Annotated in this window: 20 protein-coding genes; 12 read left to right on the top strand and 8 right to left on the bottom strand. The window is 70.5% G+C overall.

Annotated features, from left to right (window positions below; translation table 11 throughout):
• Positions 1 to 466: 466 nt before the first annotated feature.
• The gene (locus tag LCY71_RS02415; RefSeq protein ID WP_225334772.1) at positions 467 to 2,557 is read left to right on the top strand and encodes a hypothetical protein; all 2,091 of its coding nucleotides are present in this window, start codon (positions 467 to 469) and stop codon (positions 2,555 to 2,557) included.
• 19 nt (positions 2,558 to 2,576) lie between these two features.
• On the opposite strand, the gene LCY71_RS02410 is transcribed toward LCY71_RS02415, so the two are convergent.
• From LCY71_RS02410 to LCY71_RS02400, 3 genes are all read right to left on the bottom strand, one after another.
• Complete coding sequence (locus tag LCY71_RS02410; RefSeq protein ID WP_225334771.1) at positions 2,577 to 2,972, bottom strand: hypothetical protein; 396 nt, start codon at positions 2,970 to 2,972, stop codon at positions 2,577 to 2,579.
• 246 nt (positions 2,973 to 3,218) lie between these two features.
• Positions 3,219 to 5,450, bottom strand: a complete 2,232-nt coding sequence (locus tag LCY71_RS02405) for an amino acid permease (protein WP_225334770.1) — start codon at positions 5,448 to 5,450, stop codon at positions 3,219 to 3,221.
• A gap of 163 nt (positions 5,451 to 5,613) precedes the next feature.
• Entirely contained in the window at positions 5,614 to 6,078 is a 465-nt protein-coding gene (locus tag LCY71_RS02400) for a universal stress protein (protein WP_225334769.1), read from the bottom strand.
• 184 nt (positions 6,079 to 6,262) lie between these two features.
• Between LCY71_RS02400 and LCY71_RS02395 the strand changes: the two genes are divergently transcribed.
• The gene (locus tag LCY71_RS02395) at positions 6,263 to 7,840 is read left to right on the top strand and encodes a TrkH family potassium uptake protein (RefSeq protein WP_225334768.1); all 1,578 of its coding nucleotides are present in this window, start codon (positions 6,263 to 6,265) and stop codon (positions 7,838 to 7,840) included.
• 95 nt (positions 7,841 to 7,935) lie between these two features.
• Complete coding sequence (trkA, locus tag LCY71_RS02390) at positions 7,936 to 9,270, top strand: Trk system potassium transporter TrkA (RefSeq protein ID WP_225334767.1); 1,335 nt, start codon at positions 7,936 to 7,938, stop codon at positions 9,268 to 9,270.
• Positions 9,271 to 9,315: 45 nt separating this feature from the next.
• On the opposite strand, the gene LCY71_RS02385 is transcribed toward trkA, so the two are convergent.
• From LCY71_RS02385 to LCY71_RS02370, 4 genes are all read right to left on the bottom strand, one after another.
• Positions 9,316 to 10,158, bottom strand: coding sequence for a TatD family hydrolase (locus LCY71_RS02385; protein WP_225334766.1), 843 nt, complete (start codon positions 10,156 to 10,158; stop codon positions 9,316 to 9,318).
• Between the two features lie 94 nt (positions 10,159 to 10,252).
• Entirely contained in the window at positions 10,253 to 10,699 is a 447-nt protein-coding gene (locus LCY71_RS02380) for an NYN domain-containing protein (protein WP_225334765.1), read from the bottom strand.
• A gap of 128 nt (positions 10,700 to 10,827) precedes the next feature.
• A complete protein-coding gene (locus LCY71_RS02375) occupies positions 10,828 to 11,094 on the bottom strand; it encodes an amphi-Trp domain-containing protein (RefSeq protein ID WP_225334764.1) in 267 nt (88 codons plus the stop codon).
• Positions 11,095 to 11,165: 71 nt separating this feature from the next.
• Positions 11,166 to 12,347, bottom strand: coding sequence for an MFS transporter (locus tag LCY71_RS02370; RefSeq protein ID WP_225334763.1), 1,182 nt, complete (start codon positions 12,345 to 12,347; stop codon positions 11,166 to 11,168).
• A gap of 121 nt (positions 12,348 to 12,468) precedes the next feature.
• On the opposite strand from LCY71_RS02370, the gene LCY71_RS02365 reads away from it, so the two are divergent.
• The 9 genes from LCY71_RS02365 to LCY71_RS02325 all read left to right on the top strand — a co-directional run bounded on the left by LCY71_RS02365 (position 12,469) and on the right by LCY71_RS02325 (position 25,197).
• A complete protein-coding gene (locus LCY71_RS02365; protein WP_225334762.1) occupies positions 12,469 to 13,356 on the top strand; it encodes an extracellular solute-binding protein in 888 nt (295 codons plus the stop codon).
• Positions 13,334 to 14,134 (top strand): ABC transporter permease, encoded by an 801-nt coding sequence (locus LCY71_RS02360; RefSeq protein ID WP_225334761.1) that lies wholly within the window; start codon positions 13,334 to 13,336, stop codon positions 14,132 to 14,134. Before LCY71_RS02365 ends, LCY71_RS02360 begins: the two co-directional genes overlap by 23 nt.
• A 67-nt stretch (positions 14,135 to 14,201) precedes the next feature.
• Positions 14,202 to 16,370 carry a beta-glucosidase gene (locus LCY71_RS02355; protein WP_225334760.1) on the top strand — a complete coding sequence of 723 codons (2,169 nt, stop codon included), beginning with the start codon at positions 14,202 to 14,204 and terminating at the stop codon, positions 16,368 to 16,370.
• 659 nt (positions 16,371 to 17,029) lie between these two features.
• On the top strand, positions 17,030 to 18,130 hold the full coding sequence (locus LCY71_RS02350) for a Gfo/Idh/MocA family protein (protein ID WP_225334759.1): 1,101 nt from the start codon (positions 17,030 to 17,032) through the stop codon (positions 18,128 to 18,130).
• 356 nt (positions 18,131 to 18,486) lie between these two features.
• Positions 18,487 to 19,575, top strand: coding sequence for a glycine cleavage system aminomethyltransferase GcvT (gene gcvT, locus LCY71_RS02345; RefSeq protein ID WP_225334758.1), 1,089 nt, complete (start codon positions 18,487 to 18,489; stop codon positions 19,573 to 19,575).
• The gene (gene gcvH / locus LCY71_RS02340; RefSeq protein WP_225334757.1) at positions 19,572 to 19,955 is read left to right on the top strand and encodes a glycine cleavage system protein GcvH; all 384 of its coding nucleotides are present in this window, start codon (positions 19,572 to 19,574) and stop codon (positions 19,953 to 19,955) included. The genes gcvT and gcvH overlap by 4 nt, the downstream gene beginning before the upstream one ends.
• Positions 19,956 to 20,056: 101 nt before the next feature.
• Positions 20,057 to 21,406, top strand: a complete 1,350-nt coding sequence (gene gcvPA / locus LCY71_RS02335; protein ID WP_225334756.1) for an aminomethyl-transferring glycine dehydrogenase subunit GcvPA — start codon at positions 20,057 to 20,059, stop codon at positions 21,404 to 21,406.
• Position 21,407: 1 nt separating this feature from the next.
• On the top strand, positions 21,408 to 22,829 hold the full coding sequence (gene gcvPB, locus LCY71_RS02330; protein WP_225334755.1) for an aminomethyl-transferring glycine dehydrogenase subunit GcvPB: 1,422 nt from the start codon (positions 21,408 to 21,410) through the stop codon (positions 22,827 to 22,829).
• Between the two features lie 508 nt (positions 22,830 to 23,337).
• On the top strand, positions 23,338 to 25,197 hold the full coding sequence (locus LCY71_RS02325; RefSeq protein WP_225334754.1) for a PAS domain S-box protein: 1,860 nt from the start codon (positions 23,338 to 23,340) through the stop codon (positions 25,195 to 25,197).
• Positions 25,198 to 25,201: 4 nt separating this feature from the next.
• Here the strand turns inward: LCY71_RS02325 and LCY71_RS02320 are convergent, their stop codons facing one another.
• The gene (locus LCY71_RS02320; RefSeq protein ID WP_225334753.1) at positions 25,202 to 25,570 is read right to left on the bottom strand and encodes a response regulator; all 369 of its coding nucleotides are present in this window, start codon (positions 25,568 to 25,570) and stop codon (positions 25,202 to 25,204) included.
• Between the last annotated feature and the right edge of the window lie 27 nt (positions 25,571 to 25,597).

The raw sequence follows: 25,597 nt of genomic DNA, 5'->3' as shown, positions 1-25,597 counted from the left end.
CGGGCAGTAGTTCTCGCGAAGGGGTCGTTCACGCCACTCCGTTTCGGCCGATCCGGTTCGATACCGGAGCCCTCGTTCGATGCCACCGGTGCCGCTGACTGACGTCGGAATCGAACGACCATCCGGCCGGACTGGTCGACGCGTCCCGGAGCGAGGGCGGACTGTATCGGGCAGTAACCAGAGCTTAGCGCGCGGAAAGACCGTTCGATACCGGCGTTCACGTCGCATTTCCCGTCTGACCCACGCTGACAGTTGCGACGGCCGGCGTCACCACGCCGTTCCCTCGCCGACCGCCACAGGCCGACGTTACCGGCGTTTTCCGCCCAATAACAATACCCAAAAATCACAGAGGGCGGCGTATGCCTTCCCACCGAAGGCGGTGCGGGACGTGGACTGACGATGGACACAGCGTCGCTGGACGAACGAACCCGACCCCACCGGAGCGGTGGACGGACGGTGGTCACCGATGAGGGCCGAGGTGCGCTGGGCGGCGGTCGCCGTCGGTCTGGCCGTGCTGGTCGGGCTGGCGGCCGGACCGGCGGCCGCCCAGCCCGCCGATCCGGTCGACTCCGACGGGGACGGCTACACCGACTACGACGAGCGCGAGCGCGGAACGGACCCGAACGACCCCGACTCGAACCCGGCCGTGTCCGACTCCGACGGCGACGGCCTGACCGACCAGCTCGAGGACGAACTCGGCACGAACCTGGCCGACTGGGACACCGACGGCGACGGGATCGGTGATGGCGAGGAGTACCTCCAGGGCACCGACCCGACGGATCCGAGCGATCCGGGTTCCGAGGAGACGACCGAGACGGAGACCGCGACCGATAGTGATACGGCCACGGAGGCGGACTCGTCGACGGAAACCGAGACGGAGACGACGACAGAGACTGCGACCGAGACGGAGACGACGACAGAGACTGCGACCGAGACGGAGACGACGACAGAGACTGCGACCGAGACGGAGACGACGACAGAGACTGCGACCGAGACGACGACAGCGAACCAGACGGACTCACAGACCGAGACGCCCGCAGAGGAGACGCCCGCGGGTGACGCGGACTCGGACGGCGACGGGTTCTCTGACGCCGCCGAGGCCGAGGCCGGGACTGATCCGACCGACGCCGACGACTTCCCCGTGCGCGACTCCGACGGTGACGGCTACACCGACTACGACGAACTGGCGCGGGGGACGGACCCGAACGACCCCGACTCGAACCTGTCCGTGACGGACTCCGACGGCGACGGACTGTCTGATCAGCGGGAGGACGAGATCGGCACGAACCTGGCCGACTGGGACACCGACGGCGACGGGATCGGCGACGGCGAGGAGTGGCTCCAGGGCACCGACCCGACGGACCCGAACGACCCCGGTAACGCGTCCGACGAGAGCGACGGCGGCGACGCGGCGATGGGGGCCCAGCAGGAGGGCACCCCGGAGAACGAGTCCGGGAGCGACGAGGGAAACGCGACTGACGGAGCGGACGAGTCGACGACTTCGACCGACGACCAGTCTGCGGCCGGCGACACCGGCGGATCGACCACGAACGAAAGCGGCGAGTCGACTCCGTCAGCGACCGACGAGTCGACGACGAACGGCACGAACGAGTCGGCGACGAACGACGGCGACCAGTCCGCGACGGAAGCGGACAGCGGCGGAGCCGACGACGGGGCGTCGGGCGGCGGCGCGATCGACCCGGCGAACGCGACGACCGGCCTCGAGGAGGCGATCGATCCCGAGAACGCGTCGGGCGGTGAGGGAGCTCCCGAGGACGAGAACGCGACCGATGCCGGCAACGCGACCGACAGCGACGGCGACGGACTCTCGGACGCGCGGGAGCGGGAACTGGGCACCGACCCGAACGAGTCCGACACGGACGGTGACGGACTCCCCGACGGCGCCGAGGTGAACGCGGAGGAGACGCTGCCCGACGCCGACCCGACCCGGACGGACGTCTACGTCGAGGTCGATTCCACGCCGGGTTGCTCGCTCTCCGGCGAGGCCCGGACGCGACTGACCGAGGCGTTCGAGACGTCGCCGGTCGACAATCCCGACGGCTCCGAGGGCATCTCGCTGCACCTGATCGAGGGCGAGACGGTGCCCGAGGCCGACGTCGTCTACGGCGCGGATCCGGCCGGCGACAGCAACGATCTCGGCGACTACGCGGACGAGCACTTCGACCGCGAGGGCAAGGGGTACCACTACGCGCTGCTGGCCGACGAGGCGCGGACCGCCGACGGGGACACGACCGGCTTCGCGCGCTGGCTGGAGCCGTGGTTCCTCGTGGAGTGCGGCGACCAGACCGGACAGGTCTTCATGCACGAACTCGGCCACTCGCTCGGCCTGACGGAGTACGACTACCGCGGCATCGACGCACAGTATCCCTACGAGACGTACCCGAGCGTGATGAACTACAACGCGCCCGGCGACGCCTACGACTACTCGACGGGCGACCGCGGGCCCGAGGACTTCGACGGCTGGGCGACCATCGAGGCTGACATGACCACGCCCGACGCGTCGGAGCTGTCGGCGGACGGCGACGGAAACGGGTAACGCCCGTTCCGACGACGAGTCACCCGCCGTCGGTTCCGTTCGGCGGATCCGTTCCTGTCGGGCTCCCCGTTCCGGTTGGGGTGCCGGTGCCCGCCGGCGGGTCGACGGCGTACTCCTCCGGACTCCTGTACTCGAGTTCGCGGAGGGTGTAGTCGGAGTCCTCGCATCCCCACGGGATGACGCCGAGGCCGTCCGGCTGGGCCCTGACGCTGACCGTGCGGCCGGCGTTCCCGCTCTCACAGGTCGGGACGGTCACGTTGACGCGGTCGCGCGGCTCCGAGTCCTCCCGCCGGACCTGAATCGTGTAGGCGGTCTCCGACTCGAGAACTTCGTCGTACCGGAAGCCGGTGTCGGCGGGGAGCCGGTACCAGCCCGACACGACGGGATCGCCTTCCTGGTCGGTACCGGGCGTCACTGTGAGGCCGATCGCCGACTCCTGGGTGGCGGTGTTCTCGACAAACAGGTGGCCGTCCGAGGACTCCGGATTGTCCCAGAGGCAGCCAGTTGCGATCCGACTGCGGCCGTCGCCGCGGTCGCGAGGAAAGCGCGTCTGGAGTGCGATCCGGACATGGGCCCACTAGTGGCGTTCACTGAAATGACCGGCGACGGAGACGCACGAACCGACGCGGAGTGATCCGGGGACGGGTCGATCACCTGCAAGTCACCGGTTCCCGAACAGGCGCTCGACGACGCCTCGGTCGCGGTGTTTCTCGGCCATCAGGACCGAGCAGTCGACGTCCTCGACCACGTCGAGCACGAGCGACCCGGAGACCAGCCGCCGGAGCAGCCCCTCTTCGGTAGCGCCGATGACGACGAGCGTGGAATCGTCGGCCGCCCGCTCGATGGCCGACTCGACGTCGCCGGTCTCGACGCGTCGGTCGGCGTCCGTGAAGTCGTGCTCCTCGGCCCACTCCGAGAGGAACGCTTCGCCCTCTTCGCGGTCGTCGGCGACGTTCAGCAGCGTCACCTCGGCCCCGTACTCGTCCGCGAGCAGTCGCGCCACTGTCGCCGACAGGTCGGAGTCGGGGCCGCCCGCGGTCGGCAGGAGGATCCGCGAGGGGTCGAACCCGCGGTCGCGCAGCAGCAGGAAGTCGCAGGGGACGTCCCGCGTGACCTCGTCGAACGCGGACTCGGCGCGGCCGGGCGAGCCGTGCGCGTCCTCGCCCCAGCCCATCACGACCATGTCCGCGTCGTGGGTCGTGGCGGCGTCGAAGATCTCCTCGAACGAGCGGTGGGAGTAGATGGTGTGCGTCTCGATGGGGACGTCGTAGGTCTGTGCGTCCGCGCGGGCCTGCTCGAGGAGGTCACCGGAGCCGTCGAACCGGTCGGGGTCGTCGGCGGCCCGCTGCAGGGCGGTCTGGTCGGGCACCTGCACGACGTGGGTCGCGATGACGACGCCGTCGCGCTGCTTGGCGATGGCGCTGGCCAGCTCGATCAGGTCCGTCTCGTGCTCCGGGTTGGCCAGCGGGACCATCACCCGGTACTGCCCGCCGTCGGGCTTGACGCTCGCCGCGGCGGAGACGGCCGAGTCGGGCATCCGATCGGCTCGATTGAGGACCCACTCCGAGAGGATCCCTTGCTTGGTCGTCCGGGTGCGCGCGTAGCCGAAGTACCAGGCGACGGCGCCGACGACCAGTACCGCGCTGAGCAGGATGATCCCCGGATCGATGAACACGATGAGCGCGAACGCCGTCAGCGCGCCGAGGATCGGCGTCGCCGGGTACAGCGGGACCGTGAAGTCCGGCTCGTAGTCCTCGGGGTCGGCCTCCCGCATGACGATCAGGGCCACGTTCAGCAGGCCGTAGATGATCAGGTGGAGGACGCTGCCCATCGTCGCCAGCGTCTCCACGGTGCCGAAGGCGATGAACACGAGGATGAGCACGCCGGTGACGGCGATCGAGCGATACGGCGTGGAGAACCGCGGGTGGATCTCGTTGAGGTTCGGGGTGACGATCCGGTCACGGCCCATCGCGAAGTTGATCCGCGAGGACGCGAGAATGGACGCGTTGGCCGAGGAGGCGGTCGCCAGCAGGCCCCCGACGAGCATAGCGCTCGCACCGATCGGTCCCAGGAGGATGTGCGCCACCTCGACGACGGCGATGCCGTCGTCGGGGACGCTCTCGATGAAGCCCTGCTCGACCGCGGCGGCCATCGCCACCAGCACGAGCGCGTAGATGGCCGTCACTAGCACCACGCTCCCGATGACCGCCCGCGGGAGGTTTCTGCCCGGGTCCTTGATCTCCTCGCCGACGCTCGTTATCTGGACGAACCCGAGGTAGGAGACGAAGATGATCCCGGTCGTCGTCATCATCTGGTTCCAGCCCTTGCCCGCCGGCAGGTTGGCCGCGTCGGCCCGGAGCGCCCCGGCCACCGTGAACACTGCGAGGATGGCCACCAGCAGGACGACGATGATGTTCTGCAGTCGACCGGTCTCCTTCGCGCCGATGTAGTTGACCGTGATGAACAGCGCGGCGCCCGCCAGCGCCATCAGCAGCGTCGGATCGACCGTCGCCACGACGAGGTCGATGCCGCCGGCCAGTCCGAAGATGTTCTGGATGTACTGGCCGAATCCGACCATGTAGAACGCGGACGCGAAGGCCAGTCCCAGCCAGTTGGCCCAGCCGGCGATCGAGCCGAACAGCGGCCCGAGCGCGTGGTTGACGTAGAAGTACGCGCCGCCCGACCGGGGCATTGCGGTACCGAGCTCGCTGGCCGACAGCGCCGTCAGCAGCGCGATGCCACCGCCGATCACGAACGACCCGACGGCCCACGAGCCCGCCTGGCTGATCGCATCGCCCGGGAGCACGAAGATGCCCGCCCCGATCATCGTCCCGACGCCGATGGTCAGCGCTGCGAGGGGGCCGAGGTCCTTGGCGAGATCTTCGTCAGTCACACACGGTCACCTCCCGTGGTGACCACGTGACTGACGGAGATGACTCTCCGCCGCTCATACAAGACTACCTCCTGTGGTGGTCGCGTGAGCGGCGGAGAGCGTCGAGTCGCTCATACGATCTCACCTCTGGTACTGCCCGTTCCCGGCCGCGTTCCTCCTGGCATCAGGTATCGCCTCCTCCGTCGTTCGTCGGTTCGCCGTTCGACTCGCCGTCGGGGTTCGCGTCCGGCAGGACGACGACCGGTCGATCGGACTCGGTGACAATGTCGAGCGCGACGTCGCCGGTGAGCAGGCGGACGAACCGGCTGCCGCCCCGCGGCGTGATGACGATGCTGCTGACGTCGTGGTCCGCGGCCGCCTCGAAGATCGTGTCGGCGACGTCGGTCCCGTACCGGATCTCGGTGTCGACGTCGCCGAGGCCGTCGCGGATCGCCTCGAAGGCGTCTTCGGCCTCCAGTTCGCGCTGCTCGACGCTGGCCTTGTCCGGAGCGCCGCCGGCCTTCTCGATGACGTGCACGGCGATCACCCGACTGCCGTCGTCGAGGTGGTCGCGCACCGCTCGGGCAGTCGCCCGCGCGTCCTCTTTCTCCGCGATCGGGAGCAGGACGCGCTCGAAGAGGTCGGTCATCGCTTCCCCCGCTCGGCTCGCACTCGTCGATTCGGCACGGCTACGCGTGACGTACCGCCGAGTAGTAACATGTGAACGAACTCCCCGTGAGCGACTGTAACTGTTCCGTTCTCCTCGACGCGGGAGTACGGGCGGTCGTTCCGTTCCGGAGCGTTCATTGTGACCGCGACGGGGAGAGACGATAATGCGCGGACTGGCAGCGCGGTGTCGGGTCGACTGGCGAGCCAGCGTCAGCCTCGTCGGGACGATCGTGAAGTACCTCTCGCTATCGCTGCTCGTCCCTCTCGCCGTGGCCGTCGTCTACGGCGACGACGTCTGGGTGTTCGTCGTCTCGATCCTGCTGACTGCGGGGATCGGGCTCGCCCTCGAACAGCTGGAGCCCGATCCCGACCTCGGGCCGCGGGAGGCGCTCCTGCTGGTCTCGCTCGCGTGGCTGGCCGTCGCTATCGTCGGGACCATCCCGTACCTGCTGGCGGGCAACGGGATCCCGTACCTGCTGGAGCCCACGACGCCGGCGTCAGTACTGGCGAGTCCGGTCAACGCCCTCTTCGAGTCAATGAGCGGATTCACGACGACGGGAGCGACGGTGCTCGAGGTGATCGGCACCGACCGCCACTCCCACGCGATGCTCATGTGGCGCCAGCTCACCCAGTGGCTCGGCGGGATGGGGATCATCGTACTGATGATCGCTATTCTCCCGGAGCTGGCCGTCAACGGGGCCGAACTGATGCAGTCGGAGGCCCCCGGACCGGAGCTCCAGAAGCTGACGCCCCGGATCGTCGAGACGGCGCGGGCGCTGTGGCTCATCTACGTCGGTTTCACGCTGCTGTACGTCCTCGTCCTGTACGGCCTCCACCTGGCCGGGATGGCCCCCCAGATGAACCTGTACAACGCCATCGCCCACGGGTTCACGACGCTGCCGACGGGCGGGTTCTCGCCGGAGGCCGACAGCGTCGCCGCCTTCTCGGCGGTGGTCCAGTGGGCCGTCATCCCCTTCATGTTCGTCGCTGGCGTCAACTTCGCGCTGTTCTGGCACGTGATCCGCGGCGAGGTCGACGCGCTGACGGACGATCCGGAGTTCCGCGCCTACGCCGGCGCCGTCGCCGTGCTGACTGCGATCGCCGGCGTCCTGCTGTTCCGCGGCGCCGCACCGGCCCTGGAACTGGGCGGCGCGACGGAGGGCGTGACGGAGAACGCCCTGCGGCAGGCGGCCTTCCAGATCACGTCGCTGCTGAACTCCACGGGGTACGCCACCAGCGACTTCGTCGAGTGGGGACCCCACGGGAAGCTCGTGCTCCTGTTCGCGATGTTCGTGGGCGGTTCGGCGGGCTCGACCGGCGGCGGCGTCAAGGTGATCCGGTGGATCGTGGTTCTGAAGGGGGTACGCCGACAGCTGTTCGTCGCTGCCAACCCCAGCGCGGTGGAACCGGTTCGCCTGGCGGGCCGGGTCATCGACGAGGAGACGGTCCGCGGGATCATGGCGTTCACGCTGCTGTACCTGCTCGTGTTCGGGATTTCGACGGTACTCATCGGCCTCGACGCCGCCCGGATCGGCCTGCAACTGTCGATACTCGAGACGATCAGCGCGGCCATCGCGACGCTCGGGAACATCGGCCCCGGCTTCGGCAAGCTCGGCCCCTTCGGGAGCTACCTGATGTTCTCCGACCCCTCGAAGCTCCTGATGGTCGGGCTGATGTGGTTCGGCCGGCTGGAGATCGTCCCCGTCCTCGCGCTGTTCGTCAACAGCCTCGACGGCCGGTGATCGGCGATCCCGTCAGGATCCTGTCGGTCCGGTGACTCCGAAACCCACTTGCCCGAACCTGCCGAATCACTGTCCATGTATCGGGAGTGGTCCGCGTGCGCGTGATCGTCATCGGGGCTGGCGAGGTCGGCCAGTCCATCGCCGCGAACCTCGCGAACGCACACGACGTGGTCGTCGTCGAGCGAGACGGAGACCTGGTCGACGAACTGACCTACTCGCTGGACGTGCTGACCGTCCACGGAGACGGTACCGACATGGACGTGCTGCACGAGGCCGGCGTCGAGCGGGCCGACATGCTGATCGCCAGCACGGACGTCGACGAGACGAACATCGTGGCCTGCGGGGCCGCGAAGACGGCCGGCGACCCGTTCACCGTCGCGCGAGTCAAGCGCCGGGACCTCCTGGCCACCTGGCAGAACGCCGAGGGGGCCTTCGGCGTCGACTTCATGGTCTGCTCGGACCTGCTGACCGCCGAGGCGATCTTCCGCGTCACCGGCGTCCCGGGCGCCCACGACGTGGACACCTTCGCCGGCGGCATCGTCCGAATGGCGGAGTTCGAGATCACCGCCGAGAGCGAGATCGCCGACCAGACCGTCAGCGACGCCGACCGGTACTCGTCGCTGACCTTCGCCGCCGTCTTCCGCGACGACGAGGTCGTCATCCCGACCGGCTCGACGAGGTTCGGGATCGGCGACCGCGTCGTCGTCATCGGGAGCCCGGACTCGCTGCGGGAGTTCTCTGACGCCGTCGCCGAACCGGGCGACGAGGGGGCGGAGGAAGTCGTAATCTTCGGCGGCGGCGAGATCGGCTACCAGACGGCTCGCCTGTTCGAGGAGCACGGCTTCCGCCCGCAGTTGATCGAGCGCGACCAGGATCGAGCCCGCGACCTCGCCGAGCGGCTCCCGCGGACGACCGTCCTCCGGAGCGACGCGACCGACGCGGAGTTCCTCATGCGCGAACACGTCGACGAGGCCGACGTCGTCGTCGCCGCGCTGGACAGCGACGAGAAGAACCTGCTGGTCTCGCTGCTGGCCGACCGCATCGGCGTCGAGCGGACCATCGCCGTCGTCGAGACGGCCGAGTACGCCGACCTGTTCGAGACGGTCGGGGTCGACATCGCCGTCAATCCCCGGCAGGAGACCGCCGAGGAGATCGTCCGGTTCACCCGCGAGGGCCAGACCGAGAAGATCGCGATGCTGGAGAACGACCGCGCGGAGGTCGTCGAGATCGAGATCGGCGATGGGAGCACGCTGGCGGACCGCCCCATCCAGGAGGCCGTCGGCGACCTCCCGGACGGGGTCGTCGTCGGCGCAATCTCCCGCGGCGGACAGCTCGTGACGCCGCGGGGCGACACCGTGATCCAGCCGGGCGATCACGTCATCCTGTTCGTGGACACGGCCGTCCTCGACGAGGTCACCGACCGGATCTGAGTCGCGTCGACGAGTCGTCGACGCGCGCTTCCCCGCTCACGCCGCCTACGACAGCGTCGCTTCCGTGTCGATCCCGTACACCCGCGCCGGCGTCTCCACGTGGGCTCGCCGGACGGCGTCCTCGTGGCCCTCCTGGAGGAGCCACCTGACCCGCCGGGGCACCGTCTTCGGGCCGAGCACGGCGCCCGGCCGGTCCGGGTCGTCGATGTAGTCGGTCTCCATGAGGAACGGGTCGCCGCTCTCGACGGCGTCCCGGAGGTCGTCCTTGTTCGCGATGACGCTCTTTACCGGTCCGCGAACCGACCCGTTCGAGAAGTGTTTGACCACCTGCTCGCGGGACAGGCCCTCCGCCTCGGCCCACTCGACGAGTTCGGTGAAGTCCTCGCCGCCCTCGGTGTGGAGCTGGACCGGACAGCCCACCTCGGCGCCCAGTTCGAAGGCGTGGCGCATCACCTCGTTGGAGGCCGCCCAGACGTCGTCGTCGACGTCGTAGTGGGGCCGGCCGGACTTGATCGCCAGCGCGGGCCCGTCGGCGACGTACTCCGCGGCGACGTCCAGGCCGGCCTGCATGACGTCCCTCGCCTCCCCGGGCTCGTAGCCGTCCTCGACCAGCTTCGAGATCAGCGCCGGGTGGACGCCCAGCACCGGCCACGCCCGACCGGGCAGCACCTGGTCGGCGGCCTCGGTCACCTCGACGGTGAGGTCGAACCCCTCGCGGAACGTCTCCGCGTCGGTCGCCGCCTCGACGAGGTTCCAGGAGGGCTTGTTCAGCACGAGCAGGTGCGTTCCGCCGCGGTCGACGAACTCCTCGACCGCCTCGACCCCGCGGCCGTTCACGGGGTCGAGGTGGAGGTGGTTGTCCAGCACGGGCACGTCGAGTTCGTCCATGTGCGGAGGTGCGGGCGACGGCGGGAAAAGCGGTTCGTCAGCGGTCGGCGGTCGTCACCGGCGACGGTGGCGGCCCGCGCGCGGCCGCGGACGCCTAGACGTCCTCCAGCGTCACCGCGTCCTGGGCGGCGTTCCGCAGGGCGTCCGAGCGGCCGTGCTCGCCGGGCGCGATGGCCAGCGTCCGCACGCCGCGCTCGGCGGCCGACTCGAGGGCCGGCTTGAAGTCGGTGTCCCGCGAGGCCACCGCGAGCACGTCGATCCGGTCGTCGATGGCGGCCGCCGTCGCGTCGACGGCGAGTCGCACGTCCACGTCGCCGCTCGTCGTCACCACCTCGAAGCCCCGCGCCTCCCCGGCCTGGATGAGGCTCGGCGTCGCGTGTTCGTCCAGGTACAGGCGCGCGATGGCCAGTCGGCCGTGTTCCCCGGCGACGGCTCGCACGTCGTCGAGGTCGACGTCGAACTCCGACCGGAGGACGTTCGGCCCGTCGACGAACAGCCCCACGCGGGCCTCGTCCTCGCGCAGGGCGCCCAGCAGGTCCATACACCCTCTCGGCGCGGCCCCGCCAAATGGCTTGCTTTCGCGCGCGTACCGGAGAGACGTTCGTTACAGTAACTGGGACAGCCGCGGCTACTGCGCTCCCTCGGCTGCTGTCTCCCTCCTCGGCCGCGTCACTCGATGGTCAGGTCGCCGCCGGTCGCCTCGCCCCCGTCCTCGTCCCACTCCAGTTCGAACTCGACGCTGCGCTCGCCGTTCTCCCGCTCCGCTTTCACCTCGAACTCGACGGTCTCTGGTGGGTCGAGCGTCACGGACTGGTTGCCGGCGTTCAGGGACAGCGCGTCGCCGTCCTCGAGCCTGTCGGCGACGGTCCGGAGGTACGCGGCCACGTCCGCCCGCGACCGGGTCGATTCCGTCTCGAAGAGGACTTCCTCTGCCATGCGGCCACGTACGTCCTCGAAGGGCATATACCCGCGTGTCGGTCGGTCCCCGTTCCGGCCGACCCGTCCGGCTACTTGGCGGTTGGACGGGGCAGTCGCAGGCGGAGGAAGACCGGCAGGGTCACGAGCGCTACCAGCAGTTCCGTGGCGCCGGCGACGCCGAACGCCGCCGTGAACCCGTAGACGTCGGCGACCGTGCCGCCCCCGAGGATGCCGGCCAGGAAGCCGACGCTGCCGAAGACGTTGAACCCCGCCATCGCGACGCCACGGCGGTCCGGCGGCGCCAGGTCGCCGACCAGCGCCATCGTCGCGGGCGCCATCAGCGCGCCGACGACGCCCACGGCGACCATCGCGACGCCGGCCAGTACCGCCGTCGGCGCGAGGCCTACGCCGATCACGACCAGCCCGTAGCAGACCGATCCGAGGACGACTGGAATCGTCCGGCCGATCCGGTCCGAGAGCGTCCCGAAGGGGTACTGGAACAGCGCGAAGGGGGCGAAGAAGAGCGCCAGCATCAGACCGGTCGCGCCGGTGCTCAGGTCGAACGCGGTCCGGAAGTACAGCGTGCCCACGAGCGCGAAGAAGCCCGCGGTGAACCGGTCGATGAAGCCGAAGGCGTAGGGCACGACCAGCGCGGGCCGATCGGTCACGGAGGCCAGAATCGCGCCGACGCCCTCCCTGCTCTCCGGCGCGCGGTCCTCCACGAGCAGCGCGGCGACGGCCACGGCGGCGAGGAGGCCGGCGGCGGCCGTCACCGGAACCAGCGGGCCGACCTCGTACAGCTGGCCGCCCAGCGGCGCGCCCAGCGCCGTCCCGGAGCCGATGGCGATGCCCGCGGCGCCCATGTTCTTCCCCTGGCCGCCGTCGAGGTCGAGCAGCATCGTCATCGACAGCGAGAAGGCACCGATGGTGCTCGCCCCCTGGAGGACGCGCAGGCCGAGGATAGCGAGGAAGCTTGCGCCGCCCAGCTGCGGAATCGCGGCGAGGGTCGCGTACCCCGCGGCGCCGCCGACGGCCCCGGCAGCGATCAGCGGCGCCCGCCGGCCGACGGCGTCGCTGGCGGCGCCCCACACGCCCGCGAAGGCGACGAAGGCGGCGAACTCCGCCGCGAGGAACCACATGCTTCCCGACAGCGCCGCGTCGGCGCCCAGCGCGGCCACCAGCGCGTCGATTCCCGGGTACAGCAGCACCTGGGCGAACAGGACCGCGAAGACGATCCCCGCCAGCGCGAAGCGCGTCCGTCGCTCTGTCACGCGCGGGGGTTGGCGGCGACGCGGCTTAGTCGCCCCGGAAACGGTCGCGGCCCTGCGTCCGGATTCCCGCGCAGTGGTACGTGGGGACAGCTTTTTCTCCGGCTCCTCGCAACGTCAGCGCATGCAACCCAGGCCGGTGCGTCGCCGCCGGTACCTCGCCGGAGTCGCGGGCGCGCTCTCGGTCGCCGGATGTCTCGGCCGGAGCGCCCAGCAGCCCGTCTCGCTGCACGCGGCCGGCAGCCTGAACCACGCGCTCGAGAACGGACTGCGCGACCGGGTCGACGTCCCCCTCCGGATCGAGGCGCGGGGCTCGACGGAACTGGCCCGCCTCGTCGACGAGGGGGTCAGGGACCCGGACGTGCTGAGTCTGGCCGACCCGGTCCTCTTCGAGTCGCCGCTCTCGCCCGAGTGGTACGCGACGTTCGCGACCAACGCGCTCGTCGTCGCCCACGACGACACGGCCGCCGGGAGGCGGATCGCCGAGGCCGGCTCCGGGGCGTGGTTCCGCCCGTTGCTGTCCGACGACGTCTCCCTGGGACGAACGGATCCGGATCTGGACCCGCTCGGGTACCGGACGCTGTTCGCGCTGGAACTCGCGACGGACTACTACGGGCTCGATCGGAACCTGCGGGAGGCCGTCACCGGCAGGGATCAGATCTACCCCGAGACGCAGTTGCTCGGACAGTTCGAGACGGGCGGCGTCGACGCCGCCGTCACCTACCGGAGCATGGCCGTCAGCCGGGGGTACGACTACGTCGACCTGCCCGCAGCGATCGATCTCAGCGACCCGGACCGGACCGGCGAGTACGCGACCGCCAGTTACGAACTGCCCGACGGTAGCGTCGTCCGCGGGGCACCGATCCGGTACGTGTCGACGGTCAGGCACCGCTCGCGCGCCGCCGACGAGGCGTTCCGGGCCCACGTGACGGCGCCGCTCGACGAGTTCGGGTTCGCGGTCCCCGACGACTACCCGCGGTACGCCGGCAATGCTCCCGACGCGCTCGCGTGAGACCGGCGGCCGGGACCGGCTCTCGATCGCGCTGCTCCCCGGCGCCGTGTTGCTGGCGTACTACCTCGTCCCGCTCGCCGCCCTCGTGACGGCGCGGTCCCCGGCCGCGGTGCTCGCGTCGCTGCAGTCGCCGGACGTGATCGACGCGGCTCTCACGTCCGTGCTCTCGGCCGCCGTGAGCACCGGCGTGGCCGTCGCGTTCGGGCTCCCGCTGGCGTACTGGCTCGCTCGCTCCGAGGGGCCGCTCGCCGGCCTCGTCACCGCCGTCGCCGTCCTGCCGCTGGTCCTCCCGCCGGTCGTCAGCGGGATGGTGCTGCTGACGGTCGTCGGCCCCGGCACGCTTCTGGGCAGCGTCGGCGCGGGCCTCGGCGTCCCCCTCACCCGGTCGTTCCCGGCGGTCGTCCTCGCGCAGACGTTCGTCGCGTCGCCGTTCGTCGTCGTCACCGCCAAGACGGCCTTCGAGGACGTCGACGCTCGACTCGAGGAGGTCGCCCGGACGCTCGGGGAGGACCGGTTGTCGACGGTTCGACGCGTCACGCTCCCGCTCGTCCGCCCGTCGGTCCTGGCCGGGACGACGCTCGCTTTCGCACGGGCCATCGGCGAGTTCGGCGCCACGCTCATGCTAGCGTACTACCCCCGCACCATGCCGGTTCAGATCTGGGTCGCGTTCACCACGCGGGGACTGGACGCGGCTTTCCCCGTCGCCGTCGTCCTGCTGGGTGTCGCGCTGGCGACGATCGCCGTGGTCCAGGCCCTCGACTCGAATCCGCTGTCCTGAGTCGGTCGTTCAGGGTCGATACGGCCGTACCCGCAACGGTTAAGGATTGACTGACTGATCAGTCAGTATGGAGGACGCAACCGAACGGAGCGAGCGGGTCGCGGACCTGCTCGACAGGCTGACGCTGGAGGAGAAGGTATCGCTCACTCACGGGGCGGTCGACCCGGAGGGCAACGCCACCGGCTACGTGCCCGGCGTCGATCGGCTGGGGATCCCGGAGCTGCGGCTGGCGGACGGCCCGCTGGGCGTCCGCACGGAGAAACCGGCGACCGCGTTTCCGGCCTCCATCGCGCTGGCGGCCACGTTCGAACCAGAACTCGCGCACGAGCAGGGGCGCGCGATGGGCCGGGAAGCGCTGGCCCGCGACCAGGACGTCATGCTCGCGCCGGGCCTGAACCTGATCCGCGTGCCGCACAATGGCCGAAACTTCGAGTACTACAGCGAGGACCCCGTCCTCTCCGGTCGCTTCGCCGCCGGCGTCGTCTCGGGGATCCAGTCCGAGGACGTGGTGGCGACGCCGAAGCACTTCGTCGCCAACAACCAGGAGACCCACCGCGCCGAGGTCAGCGCCGAGGTCGACGAGCGCGTCCTCCGGGAGCTGTACCTGCCGGCCTTCCGCGACGCGGTCGAGGCCGGCGCCGGCGCGCTCATGACGGCCTACAACCGGATCAACGGCACCTACGCCAGCGAGCACCGCCACCTCCTCCGGGAGGTGCTCAAGGGCGAGTGGGACTTCGAGGGGTTCGTCATGTCCGACTGGTTCGGCACCCGGCACACCGTCGACGCCGCCAGCGGCGGACTGGACCTCCAGATGCCTGGCGTCACGATGGCGGAGCTACAGGCCTCCGACGGGACGGCGGACGTGGACGGGGCGGACGACGACGAGGGCGACGCCGCCCCTGGCGAGGGCGACAACCCGCCGGAAGGCCTCGACCAGTTCGAGGACGGGATGCCCGACCCGGACCGCGGTGATTACTTCCGGGACGAACTTGCCCGCCTCGTCGAGTCGGGCGAGGTGCCCGAGGCGCGACTCGACGACATGGTCGCGCGCCTGCTGGGACAGGTCGAGCGCGTCGGCCTGCTCGACGGCGATCGCGGCGAGGGGAGCGTCGACACGCCCGAGCACCGCGCGCTCGCCGAGCGCATCGCCGCCGACGGGACGGTCCTGCTGGAGAACGACGGCGTCCTGCCGCTTTCCGACGACGCCGACGTGGTCCTGATCGGCCCGAACGTCGACGAGGCGATGCTCGGCGGCGGCGGGTCCTCGGAGACCGAACCGGTCGTCCTGACGTCCCCCGTCGAGGGCGTGGAGGCCCGCGCCGACGGCGAGGTTACCGTCGAGCGCGGCCACGAGCGGGTCGAGGGCGTGACGCTCCTCGACGCCATCATGGGCGGCGGCGAGGAGGACGAGGACGACGAAGGAGACGTCGACCGCGACGCCGCCGTCGAGGCCGCCGCTGCTGCCGACGTCGCAGTCGTCTTCGTGCGCGACACCGCGACGGAGGCGGCCGACCGCGACGCCCTCAGCCTGCCCGAGGAGCAGGACGAACTCGTCGAGGCCGTCGCCGCCGCGAACGACCGCACCGTCGTCGCCGTCAGCTCCAGCGGCCCGGTCGAGCTGCCCTGGCGCGAGGACGTCGCCGCCGTCCTCCAGACCTGGTACCCCGGCCAGGCCCACGGCGACGCCGTCGCCGCGGTGCTGTACGGCGACGAGGACCCCGGCGGCCGACTGCCCGTCACGTTCGCCCCCGAATCGGACTACCCGACCGCGGACGAGCGCCGCTATCCCGGCGTCGACCGCGAGGCCAGCTACGACGAGGGCCTGCTCGTCGGCTACCGCCATTTCGACGCCACCGGCGTCGACCCGACCTATCCCTTCGGCCACGGCGACTCGTACGCCGAGTTCCGCTACGGCGACGCCGAGGTCACCGGCGACCGGACGGTCCACGTCGACGTCGCAAACGTGAGCGACCGCGACGGCCGCGAGGTCGTCCAGGCCTACGTCGCCGCGCCCGACGCCCCCGACGACCTCGAACGACCGCCGCGGGAACTGGCCGGCTTCGCGGCCGTCGAGGTCCCCGCCGGCGAGTCCGAGACCGTCGAACTGACCCTCGACGAGAGCGCGCTGGGCCGCTACGACGGCGACGAGGGCTGGACGATCGACGACGGCGAGTTCACCGTCCACGTCGGCCGGACCTCCCGGGACCTCCGCGACAGCGTGACGATCGAGCGCTGAATCAGGCCGAACCAGATTCTGTATCGCGCTGTCGGGTTTATCGACTCGATCGACGCTTCGTTCGGGAGCGTTCCAGTCTCCGTGCGACCGACCGCGGGCGTTCTTCCGATCACTACAGGCCGCGCCGCGTTTCGTCGTGGGTTTCTGCCTGGAGTTCCGGCGACGGGAATCTGCGGACCTCGATCGGACGCTTCCCTGGTGAAGGCCGGGCACCCGGACCGCCAGTCCAGTACAGACCGTGCGGTCCAGCGTCGCCCGCCGTCGTGATCACGCTTCGAAACCTCTCTCCCGGCGAACCGCCCGATCCGGTGTTTCGATCCGAACCGCGCCTCCGTCGGGTCGCAGTCCCGGTCGATCGAAACAGGCCCGGACGAACCGGTATCGGCGGCTGAGGCGACCGTTCCGCCGTCGCTGGCGCGTGCCGCTTCCGGCAGTCGCGTACGTCGGAGCCCGATATATCCGTTGTCGCTATACGGAACGGGTCTGAGCGAGCGAACCGTCAGCGCTGCCCGTCGGCTCGACCGGACCCGCTCGCCCGGGCTGATGGCGAGACGAGTGGTTGCCGGCCGTCGAGCGCGCCTCCACCGCCGGACCGTCAACTCTTTCGAAATATTACAAAATGACTATACCCTCGATGGTGGTATAGCAACGCACGCTTCATGAGCCGATACACCGTCGCCGTCGTCGGAACCGGTCCCGACCCCGCCAACCCGACAGTCGAGAGCTTCGCGATGGGCTATCGCCACGCCGAGGCCTACCGCAACCACCCCGACTGCGAACTGGTCGCGTGTGCGGACATCGTCCCCGAGAACGCGGCGGCCTTCGCCGAGGAGTTCGGCATCGACGAGGGCAACGTCTTCGAGGACTACGAGGCGATGGCCGAGGCCGTCGAACCCGACCTCGTCAGCGTCACCGTGCCCCCCGACGTCCACGAGCAGGTCGTCGTCGACCTGGCGGAGACGGGCGTCGTCGACGCCGTCCACTGCGAGAAGCCGATGGCCGACACCCTCGCGGCGGCCGAGCGGATGGTCGATACCTGCGACGAACTGGGCGTCCAGCTCACCTTCAACCGCCAGCGGCGCTTCGGGAAGCCCTTCACCGAGGCAAAGCGGCTGCTGGAGGACGGCGCGATCGGCGACCTCCGGCGCGTCGAGATCGCCTGGGGCGACTTCTTCGACACGGGCGCGCACACCGTCGACCTCGCGGGGATGTTCAACGGCGAGGACCCGGCGGAGTGGGTCATCGCCCAGCTGGACTACCGCGAGGAGGACCGCCGCTTCGGCGTCCACCAGGAGAACCAGATCTGGGCCCAGTGGCGCTACGAGAACGGCGTCTACGGCGTCATGTCAACGGGCGAGGGGACCGACTTCCTCGACTGCGCGATGTCGCTGCGCGGGTCCGACGGCGAGATTCGCATCGACGTGGAGGGCGGACCGATGCTCGAACTCCGGGCCGACGGTGACGAGCGGGTCGTCAACGTGGACGGCGAGACCATGCACGCCACCGGCGACGAGGAAGGCCGCTTCGGCTCTCGGTTCCACGACCGCGCCGTCGCGGACGTCGTCGAGGCGCTTTCCTCCGGCGAGGAGTCGCAGCTGAGCGGCCGGATCGGGCTCCAGACGGCCCGGGTCATCTTCGGCGGGTACGAGTCCGTCCGCCGCCGCGGGCGCGTCGACCTGCCGGCCGAGGTCCGGGACAACCCCTTCCTCGATCTGGTGGAGTCGGGCGAGCTGTCGCCCGAACCCGCTGACGAGGAGTAGATCGATTTCTGCAGCGGCCGATCAGAGACGTCGCCCCGCAACGCTTCGACGTACTCGGCCGCTGTCTCGGACTCGGATTCGTCGTCGAGGTGCTACAGCGGGCGCGGCGAGTCGCGGTTCAGATCGGACAGCGCCGACAGCAAACGCATGGGTACTATCGCGCGCACGCGCGACAGTCAGCGTATCTGCCGATATCGCAGCCGAGACGGCCCACAGATGCGACCGAGTCTGTGCACGGCCCGGACCGACTGGCAGGTATTTGGTATAGCAATTGGTGGTTTACGGCGTCGACAGAGCGTGGCTCGATACGCCACTCGGTGAGCAACACTAAGGCGCGTCCGGGCGTCAGAGGCCGTATGAGTAGAGAGACACCGCTCCACGCCGCGCACGACGCGGCCGGGGCGACGTTCACGGACTTCGGCGGCTGGGACATGCCGGTGGAGTTCGACTCGATCCGGACCGAGCACGCCGCCGTCCGCGAGGCGTGCGGCCGATTCGACGTCTCGCACATGGGCGAAGTGGTCATTTCTGGGGCTGACGCCGAGCGGCTGACCCAGCGGCTGACCACCAACGACGCGACCGCGCTCGACCCGGGCGAGGCCCACTACGCGGCCGCCACTCGCGAGGACGGGGTCATGCTCGACGACACCGTCGTCTACCGCCTCCCCGAGGCGACCGACGGCGAGTTCCTCCTCGTCCCCAACGCCGGCCACGACGAGGAGGCGGTCGACCGCTGGGAGGAGTACGCCGACGAGCAGGGCTTCGACGTGAGCGTCGACAACCGCACCGCGGAGTACGGGCTGATCGCCCTGCAGGGACCGGACGCCCCGGACCTGCTGGCCGACGAGACGGACCTCGACGTCGACGATATGGGCCGGTTCGAGGTGACCGAGGGCACCGTGGCCGGGGTCGACGCCCTGGTCGCGACCACGGGCTACACCGGCGAGGCCGGCTTCGAGCTGTTCGTCCCCTGGAACGAGACGGGGGCGGTCTGGGACGCGTTCGACGTCCAGCGCTGCGGGCTGGGCGCCCGCGACACCCTCCGCCTGGAGATGGGCTTCCTGCTCTCCGGACAGGACTTCGACCCCGAGGACGAGCCCCGGACGCCCTACGAGGCCGGGATCGACTTCGTCGTGAAGCTCGACACGGAGTTCGTCGGCCGCGACGCGCTGGAGCAGCAGTACGAGGAGGGGCCCGACGAGGAGCTCGTGGGGCTGGAACTGATCGACCGCGGCGTTCCCCGCGAGGGATACGAGGTGACGACGCCGGACGGCGAGCATCTCGGCCACGTCACGAGCGGGACGATGAGCCCGACGCTGGGCGACCCGATCGCGCTGGCCTACCTCCCGTCCGAGTACACCTCCCCCGACGAGATCGTCCGCGTGGTCGTCCGGGGCGAACCGAAGAAAGCACGTACGAGCGTGCCGCCCTTTCTGAACAGATGAGCTTCGACGTACCCGACGACTGCCGGTACCTGGAGTCCCACGAGTGGGTCCGCCTCGAGGACGGCGCGGCGAGGATCGGCGTCTCCGACTTCGCGCAGGACGAGCTCGGCGACGTGGTGTTCGTCGAGCTGCCGGCGGCGGGCGACGAGCTGAGCAGGGACGAGGACTTCGGCGTCGTGGAGTCGATCAAGGCCGTCTCGGACGTCTACGCCCCGATCTCGGGCACGGTGACGGCCGTCAACGAGGCGCTGGAGAACGAGCCGGAGCTGCTCAACGAGGATCCCTACGGCGAGGGATGGCTCGTCGAGGTCGAGCCGGCCGACGAGGACGAACTGGACGAGTTGCTCTCGCCAGAGGCGTACCGCGACCAGATCGAGTGACGACGCCGGTACGGCGCTCGTCGCCTCTCGACCCGGGACGCTCCGAAGGATAGGCTCATATGCGCCCGTGGGCTACTCTCGCCCATCTTCCCCCGGGTACCATGACGGACCACTCACGCGCCGCGGGCGAGTCCCGCGGCACGCCGTACGCACCGCACACCCCCGAGGCCACGGCGGCGATGCTGTCCGCCGTCGGCGCCGACAGCGAGGACGAACTGTTCGACGTCCCCGAATCGGTGGCGTTCGACGGCGAGCTCGGCATCGAGGCCCGCTCGGAGCGGGCAGCGCGCCGGCACGTCGAGGGGCTGCTGTCCCGCAACGACGACCTGACGGAGTTCCTCGGCCGCGGCCACTACGACCACTACGTGCCGGCGGTCGTCGACGACCTGGCCAGTCGGTCGGAGTTCCTCACCTCGTACACCCAGTACCAGCCCGAAATCGCCCAGGGCTTCCTGCAGGCCCTGTTCGAGTACCAGTCGATGCTGGTCGAACTGACGGGCCTGGACGTGGCCAACTGCTCGATGTACGACGCCGCGACGGCGCTGGGCGAGGCGGCGACGCTCTCCCAGCGCGTTCGCTCGGTCTCCGGCGACCGCGTCCTCGTGCCGGAGCGCCTCCGCGAGGGCAAGCGCGCGGTGCTGGAGAACTACGCCGACGGCCCAGGTGTTCAGGTCGAGACCTACCCCACCGACGACGCCAACGCCGACGTCGAGGGGCTCGAAGCGGCCCTGGACGACGACGTCGCGATGGTCTACGCCGAGAACCCGACCGTCCGCGGGACGATCGAGGAGCGCCTCGGGGAGATCGGCGACCTGGCCGACGACTACGACGCGCTGTTCTGCCTGGGGATCGACCCCGTCGCGCTCGCCCTGCTGGAGGAACCCGCGAGCGTGGGCGCGGACGTCGTCGTCGGCGAGGCGGACACGCTGGGCGTCCCCGCGGCGTACGGCACCGGCCACGGCCTGTTCGTCACCCGCGAGGAGTACCTCCGGCAGGTCCCCGGCCGGCTGGTCGGGGCCGCGGCGGACGACAGCGGCCGGCGGGCGTACACGCTGACGCTCCAGACCCGGGAACAGCACATCCGCCGGGAGCGAGCCACGTCGAACATCTGCACGAACCAGGCCTGGCTCGCCCTGCGGACGGCGATTCACGCCGCCTGGCTCGGACCGGACGGGCTGCTCGACCTCGCGGAGTCCTGCGTGACGGAGGCCCGCGACCTGGCGGAGCGGTTCGACGCCGTCGACGGCGTCCGCGCGCCGGTCCACGACCGCCATCACTTCCGCGAGTTCGTCGCCCGGACCGACCGGCCCGCCGAGGCCGTCCGGGCGGACCTCGCCGAGGCCGGCTACGCGGTCCACGCCGTCGGAGAGCACGAGGTACAGGTCTGCGTCACGGAGACGGCGGCCGACGACGCCGACGGACTCGTCGCGGCGTTCGAAGAGGTGGCCTGAGATGCACTACTCGCAAGCGCGCTGGACGGACGACGAGGAGCGCTACGAACCGCTGCTCTCGGAGAAAGACACCACGGCGGTGTCGACCGACGACTCCCCGCTGCCGGACGATCTGACGCGGGACTCGCTGGAGCTACCCGCCCTCTCGGAGCCGGAGCTGGCGCGCCACTACACGCGGCTCTCGCAGACGAACTACGGCGTCGACAGCGGCCCGTTCCCGCTGGGCTCCTGCACGATGAAGTACAACCCGAAGTTCACGGAGGCGCTGGCGGGCGACTCCCGGGCCGCGCTCCACCCCGACAGGCCCGAAGAGACCGCGCAGGGAACGCTGGCGGTCATGCACCGCCTGCAGGACTACCTGGGCCGGATCGGCGGGATGGACGCCGTCTCGCTCCAGCCGCCGGCCGGCGCCGCGGGCGAGTTCGCCGGCATCCTCGTCGCGAAGGCCTACCACGAGGCCAACGGCGACGACGGACGTAGTGAAGTGATCGTCCCCGACTCCGCGCACGGCACCAACTTCGCCAGCGCGGCGATGGCCGGCTACGACGTCGTCGAACTGGCCAGCGACGACGACGGGCGGATGGACCTGGACGCACTGGAGGCCGCCGTCGGCGACGAGACGGCCGCGCTGATGCTCACTAACCCCAACACGCTGGGCCTGTTCGAGCGCGACATCGAGGCGATCGCCGACGTCGTCCACGACGCCGGCGGGCTGCTGTACTACGACGGCGCGAACCTCAACGCCCTGCTGGGCCGCGCTCGCCCCGGGGACATGGGCTTCGACGTCATGCACTTCAACCTGCACAAGACGTTCGCGACGCCGCACGGCGGCGGCGGCCCCGGCGCCGGCCCCATCGGCGTGACCGAGGAGCTGGCCGAGTTCCTGCCGGCGCCGCAAGTGCGGGAGCGTGATGGCGAAGACGGATACGAACTGTCCGAGCCCGAGCGCTCCATCGGCAAGGTCCACGGGTTCCAGGGCAACTGGCAGGTGCTGCTGCGGGCCTACGGCTACGTCGCGCGACTGGGCGACGAGGGCCTGCGCGACACCAGCGCGAAGGCCGTGCTGAACGCCAACTACCTCGCCGAGCAGGTCGACTTCGAGGTACCGTTCGGTCCGTTCCACCACGAGTTCGTCGCCAGCGCGGGCGACCGCGACGCCGCCGACGTGGCCAAGCGCATGCTCGACTACGGCGTCCACCCGCCGACGACGAAGTGGCCGGAGATCGTCCCCGAGGCGCTGATGACCGAGCCCACGGAGGCCGAGTCGAAGCGAACGCTCGATCAACTGGCCGACGCGTTCGACGCCGTCGCGGCCGAGGACGACGAGACGCTGGCGGACGCGCCCGAGTCGACGGCCGCCCGGCGGATCGATCAGGTCGCCGCCGCCCGCGAGCCGCGACTCTCCTGGCACGCGCTGGAGTAGCGCCCCGCGATTCGTCCTCGGCAGTTCGTCGCTTGCGGTTGCCTCTCTCCCTGCGTCTGCCTCCGGACGCAGGACGTGATATAATTTCTATAATTAGCGGACCTTATTTCCGGATGGAGGTCAGTTAGCAATCCGACTCGATGTCGCGTACTGTGGTGGTGCACGTCAGCTCTCCGGACGGGCCCCGGCTCGGCGGCGAGTTCGACGTGACTCGGACGGAACCGGGCGAGGTCCGCGACCGGATCGCGGGTGCGGACTGCGCCGTGATCGAGGCGTCCCTTCCGGGGGCCGAGTGGGTGGAGGTCCTCCGGACCGTCCGCGAGGTCAGTCCGGGACTGCCGGCGCTCCTGTGCACCGACGAGCCCGACGGGACTGTGGCTGCGCGAGCCACCCGCAACGGGGTCACTGAGTACGTCCCGCGGTCGACGACCGATCCCGGAGAGCGCGTCCGGGCCGTCGTGGCAGGAGACGACTCCTGTCCCGGTCGGGACGGTGGCGAATCCGGGGAGTGTCCGGGCGAGCCCGACGATCCGCTGTCGGGGCTGCTGGAGACGGCGCGGGCGCTCATGCTGGCCCACAGACCACGGCAGGTCGCCGACATCGTCGCCGCGCGGCCGAGGACGTCCTCGGCTTCGAGCGGAATCTGGTCCGCCTCTACGACCCGGAGACGGGCGCTCTGGAACCGGTCGCGAGGACGGACGCGGTCGCCGACGAGATGCCCGAACGCCCCACGTACGCGGTCGACGAGGGGCTACCGGGCGAGGCCTTCCAGGCCGGCGAGACGCTGGTGATCGAGGACCACGAGGAGCGGTCGGACGACGACGACCGCGGGCCCCACCGCTCGTCGGCCTACCTCCCGCTCGGCGAACACGGGGTGCTGTGTCTCGGCAGCGAGCGGGCGGACGCCTTCGACGAGACCGACGTCTCGATGGCGGAGATCCTGGCGGCGAACGCGGCCGACGCGCTGGACCGCGTCGATCGCGAGCGGGAACTGCGCCGCTACCGGACCGTCGTCGAGCACGGCCGGGACATGATGTTCGTCCTCGACGAGGACTGCGCGTTCGACCTCGTGACCCGCCCGCTGGCCGACCGGCTCGGGTACGACCGGCCGTCCCTGCGGGCCCGCTCGCCGCGGTCACTGATCGCCGATGCCGACGCCGTCGACGGGATCGACGACGCGATCGATCGGCTCCGCGGGGGCGAGGCGGACGACGTCGCCGTCGAGACGGACCTGCTGACCGCCGAGGGCGACCGCCTGCCCGTGGAGATCGACCTGTCGCTGCTCCCCGACGAGGGCGGCCGTCACGGCGTCGTCGGCGTCGTCCGCGACCGGACGGACCTGCGCCGGGCGCGCGAGCGGCTCCGGGACGAGCAGGACCGCTTCTCGTACCTGTTCGACAGCCTGCCGGACCCGGTCGTCGAGACGGAGTTCGTCGACGGCCGGCCGCGCGTCCGGTCGGTCAACCCCGCCTTCGAGGACGTGTTCGGCTACGACGCGGCGTCGATCCGGGACCGGAACCTCAACGACCTCCTCCTCCCGCCGGACGAGGACGTCCGCGCGACGGCCCGCGCCCTCGGCCGGCGGGCCGAGCAGGGCCAGATCGTTCACGCCGAGGTCCGACGCCGGACCGACGACGGCTACCGGGACTTCCTGTTCCGGGGGATCCCCTTCGACCGCGGCGACGGCGGACGGTGGGGCTTCGGCATCTACACGGACATCTCCGACCAGCGGGAGCGCGAGCGGCGCATTCAGGTGCTCAACCGGGTCCTCCGGCACAACCTGCGCAACGACATGACCGTCGTCCTCGGCGTGGCCGACTACCTCCGGGAGGCGCTCGACGGGGAGCCGGCCGACCGCGTCGGGCTGCTGGAACGGACCGCCGAGTCGCTGGTCCGGATGAGCGAGCGAGCCCGCGAGGTCGAGCGCGCGGTCCGCTCCGGCGACCGCGAGCCGGTCGACGTCGCGGACGTCGCCGCCGACGTCGCCGCGGAGTTCTCGGCGTCGAGCGGCGCCGACGTCCGGACTGACGTCGTCGACACCGCCCTGGCCGGCGACGAGCGACTGCGGACGGCCCTGCGGGAGCTCCTGGAGAACGCCGTCCGGCACAACGAGGCCCCGTCCGTGGCGGTCGGCGTCCGGACCGACGACCGGACCGTCGAGGTGTCCGTCTCGGACGACGGCGCGGGCATCCCGGACCGGGAGCTCGCCGTCGTCGTCGGCGACGCGGAGATAACCCAGCTCACACACAGCAGAGGGCTGGGGCTGTGGCTGGTCAAGTGGACCACGGCGTCGATGGGCGGCACCGTCGAGTTCGACCGCGACGGGGGAACGACCGTGACGCTGACGCTGCCGCGAGCGGACGCCTAGACGTTCAACCGCCGATCGCCGCGCGGATCCGCTCGGCGAGGTCGTCGTACTGGTCGGTCCCGGTCGACTTCCGGACGACCGCCGTGACGGGGTCGACGTCGCCGTCGATGTCGCTCTCCTCTCGGCCGGTGAAGAGGAAGAAGGGCAGTTCCGGCCGACTCTCGCGAATCTCCCGGCACAGCGCTAGCCCGTCCAGGCCGGGCATCGTCAGGTCGCTCACGACGGCGTCGTACTCACCGTCCCTGACGGCCGAAAGCGCCGCTTCGGGGTCCGTCTCTGTCGCGACCGCCAGATCGTCGTGGCGACCGAGGAACGCCTCGGTCACCTCGAGGACGTCCCGGTCCTCGTCGACGATCAGCACCTCGATGGTCATGAGGGCGGTATACGGTCACTCCGCGAT

Origin of the sequence: Halomicrobium urmianum (genome assembly GCF_020217425.1) — an archaeon.
Lineage (GTDB): Archaea > Halobacteriota > Halobacteria > Halobacteriales > Haloarculaceae > Halomicrobium > Halomicrobium urmianum.
Note: the sequence above shows the minus strand (reverse complement) of the source record. Positions and strands in the feature narration are given on the sequence as shown.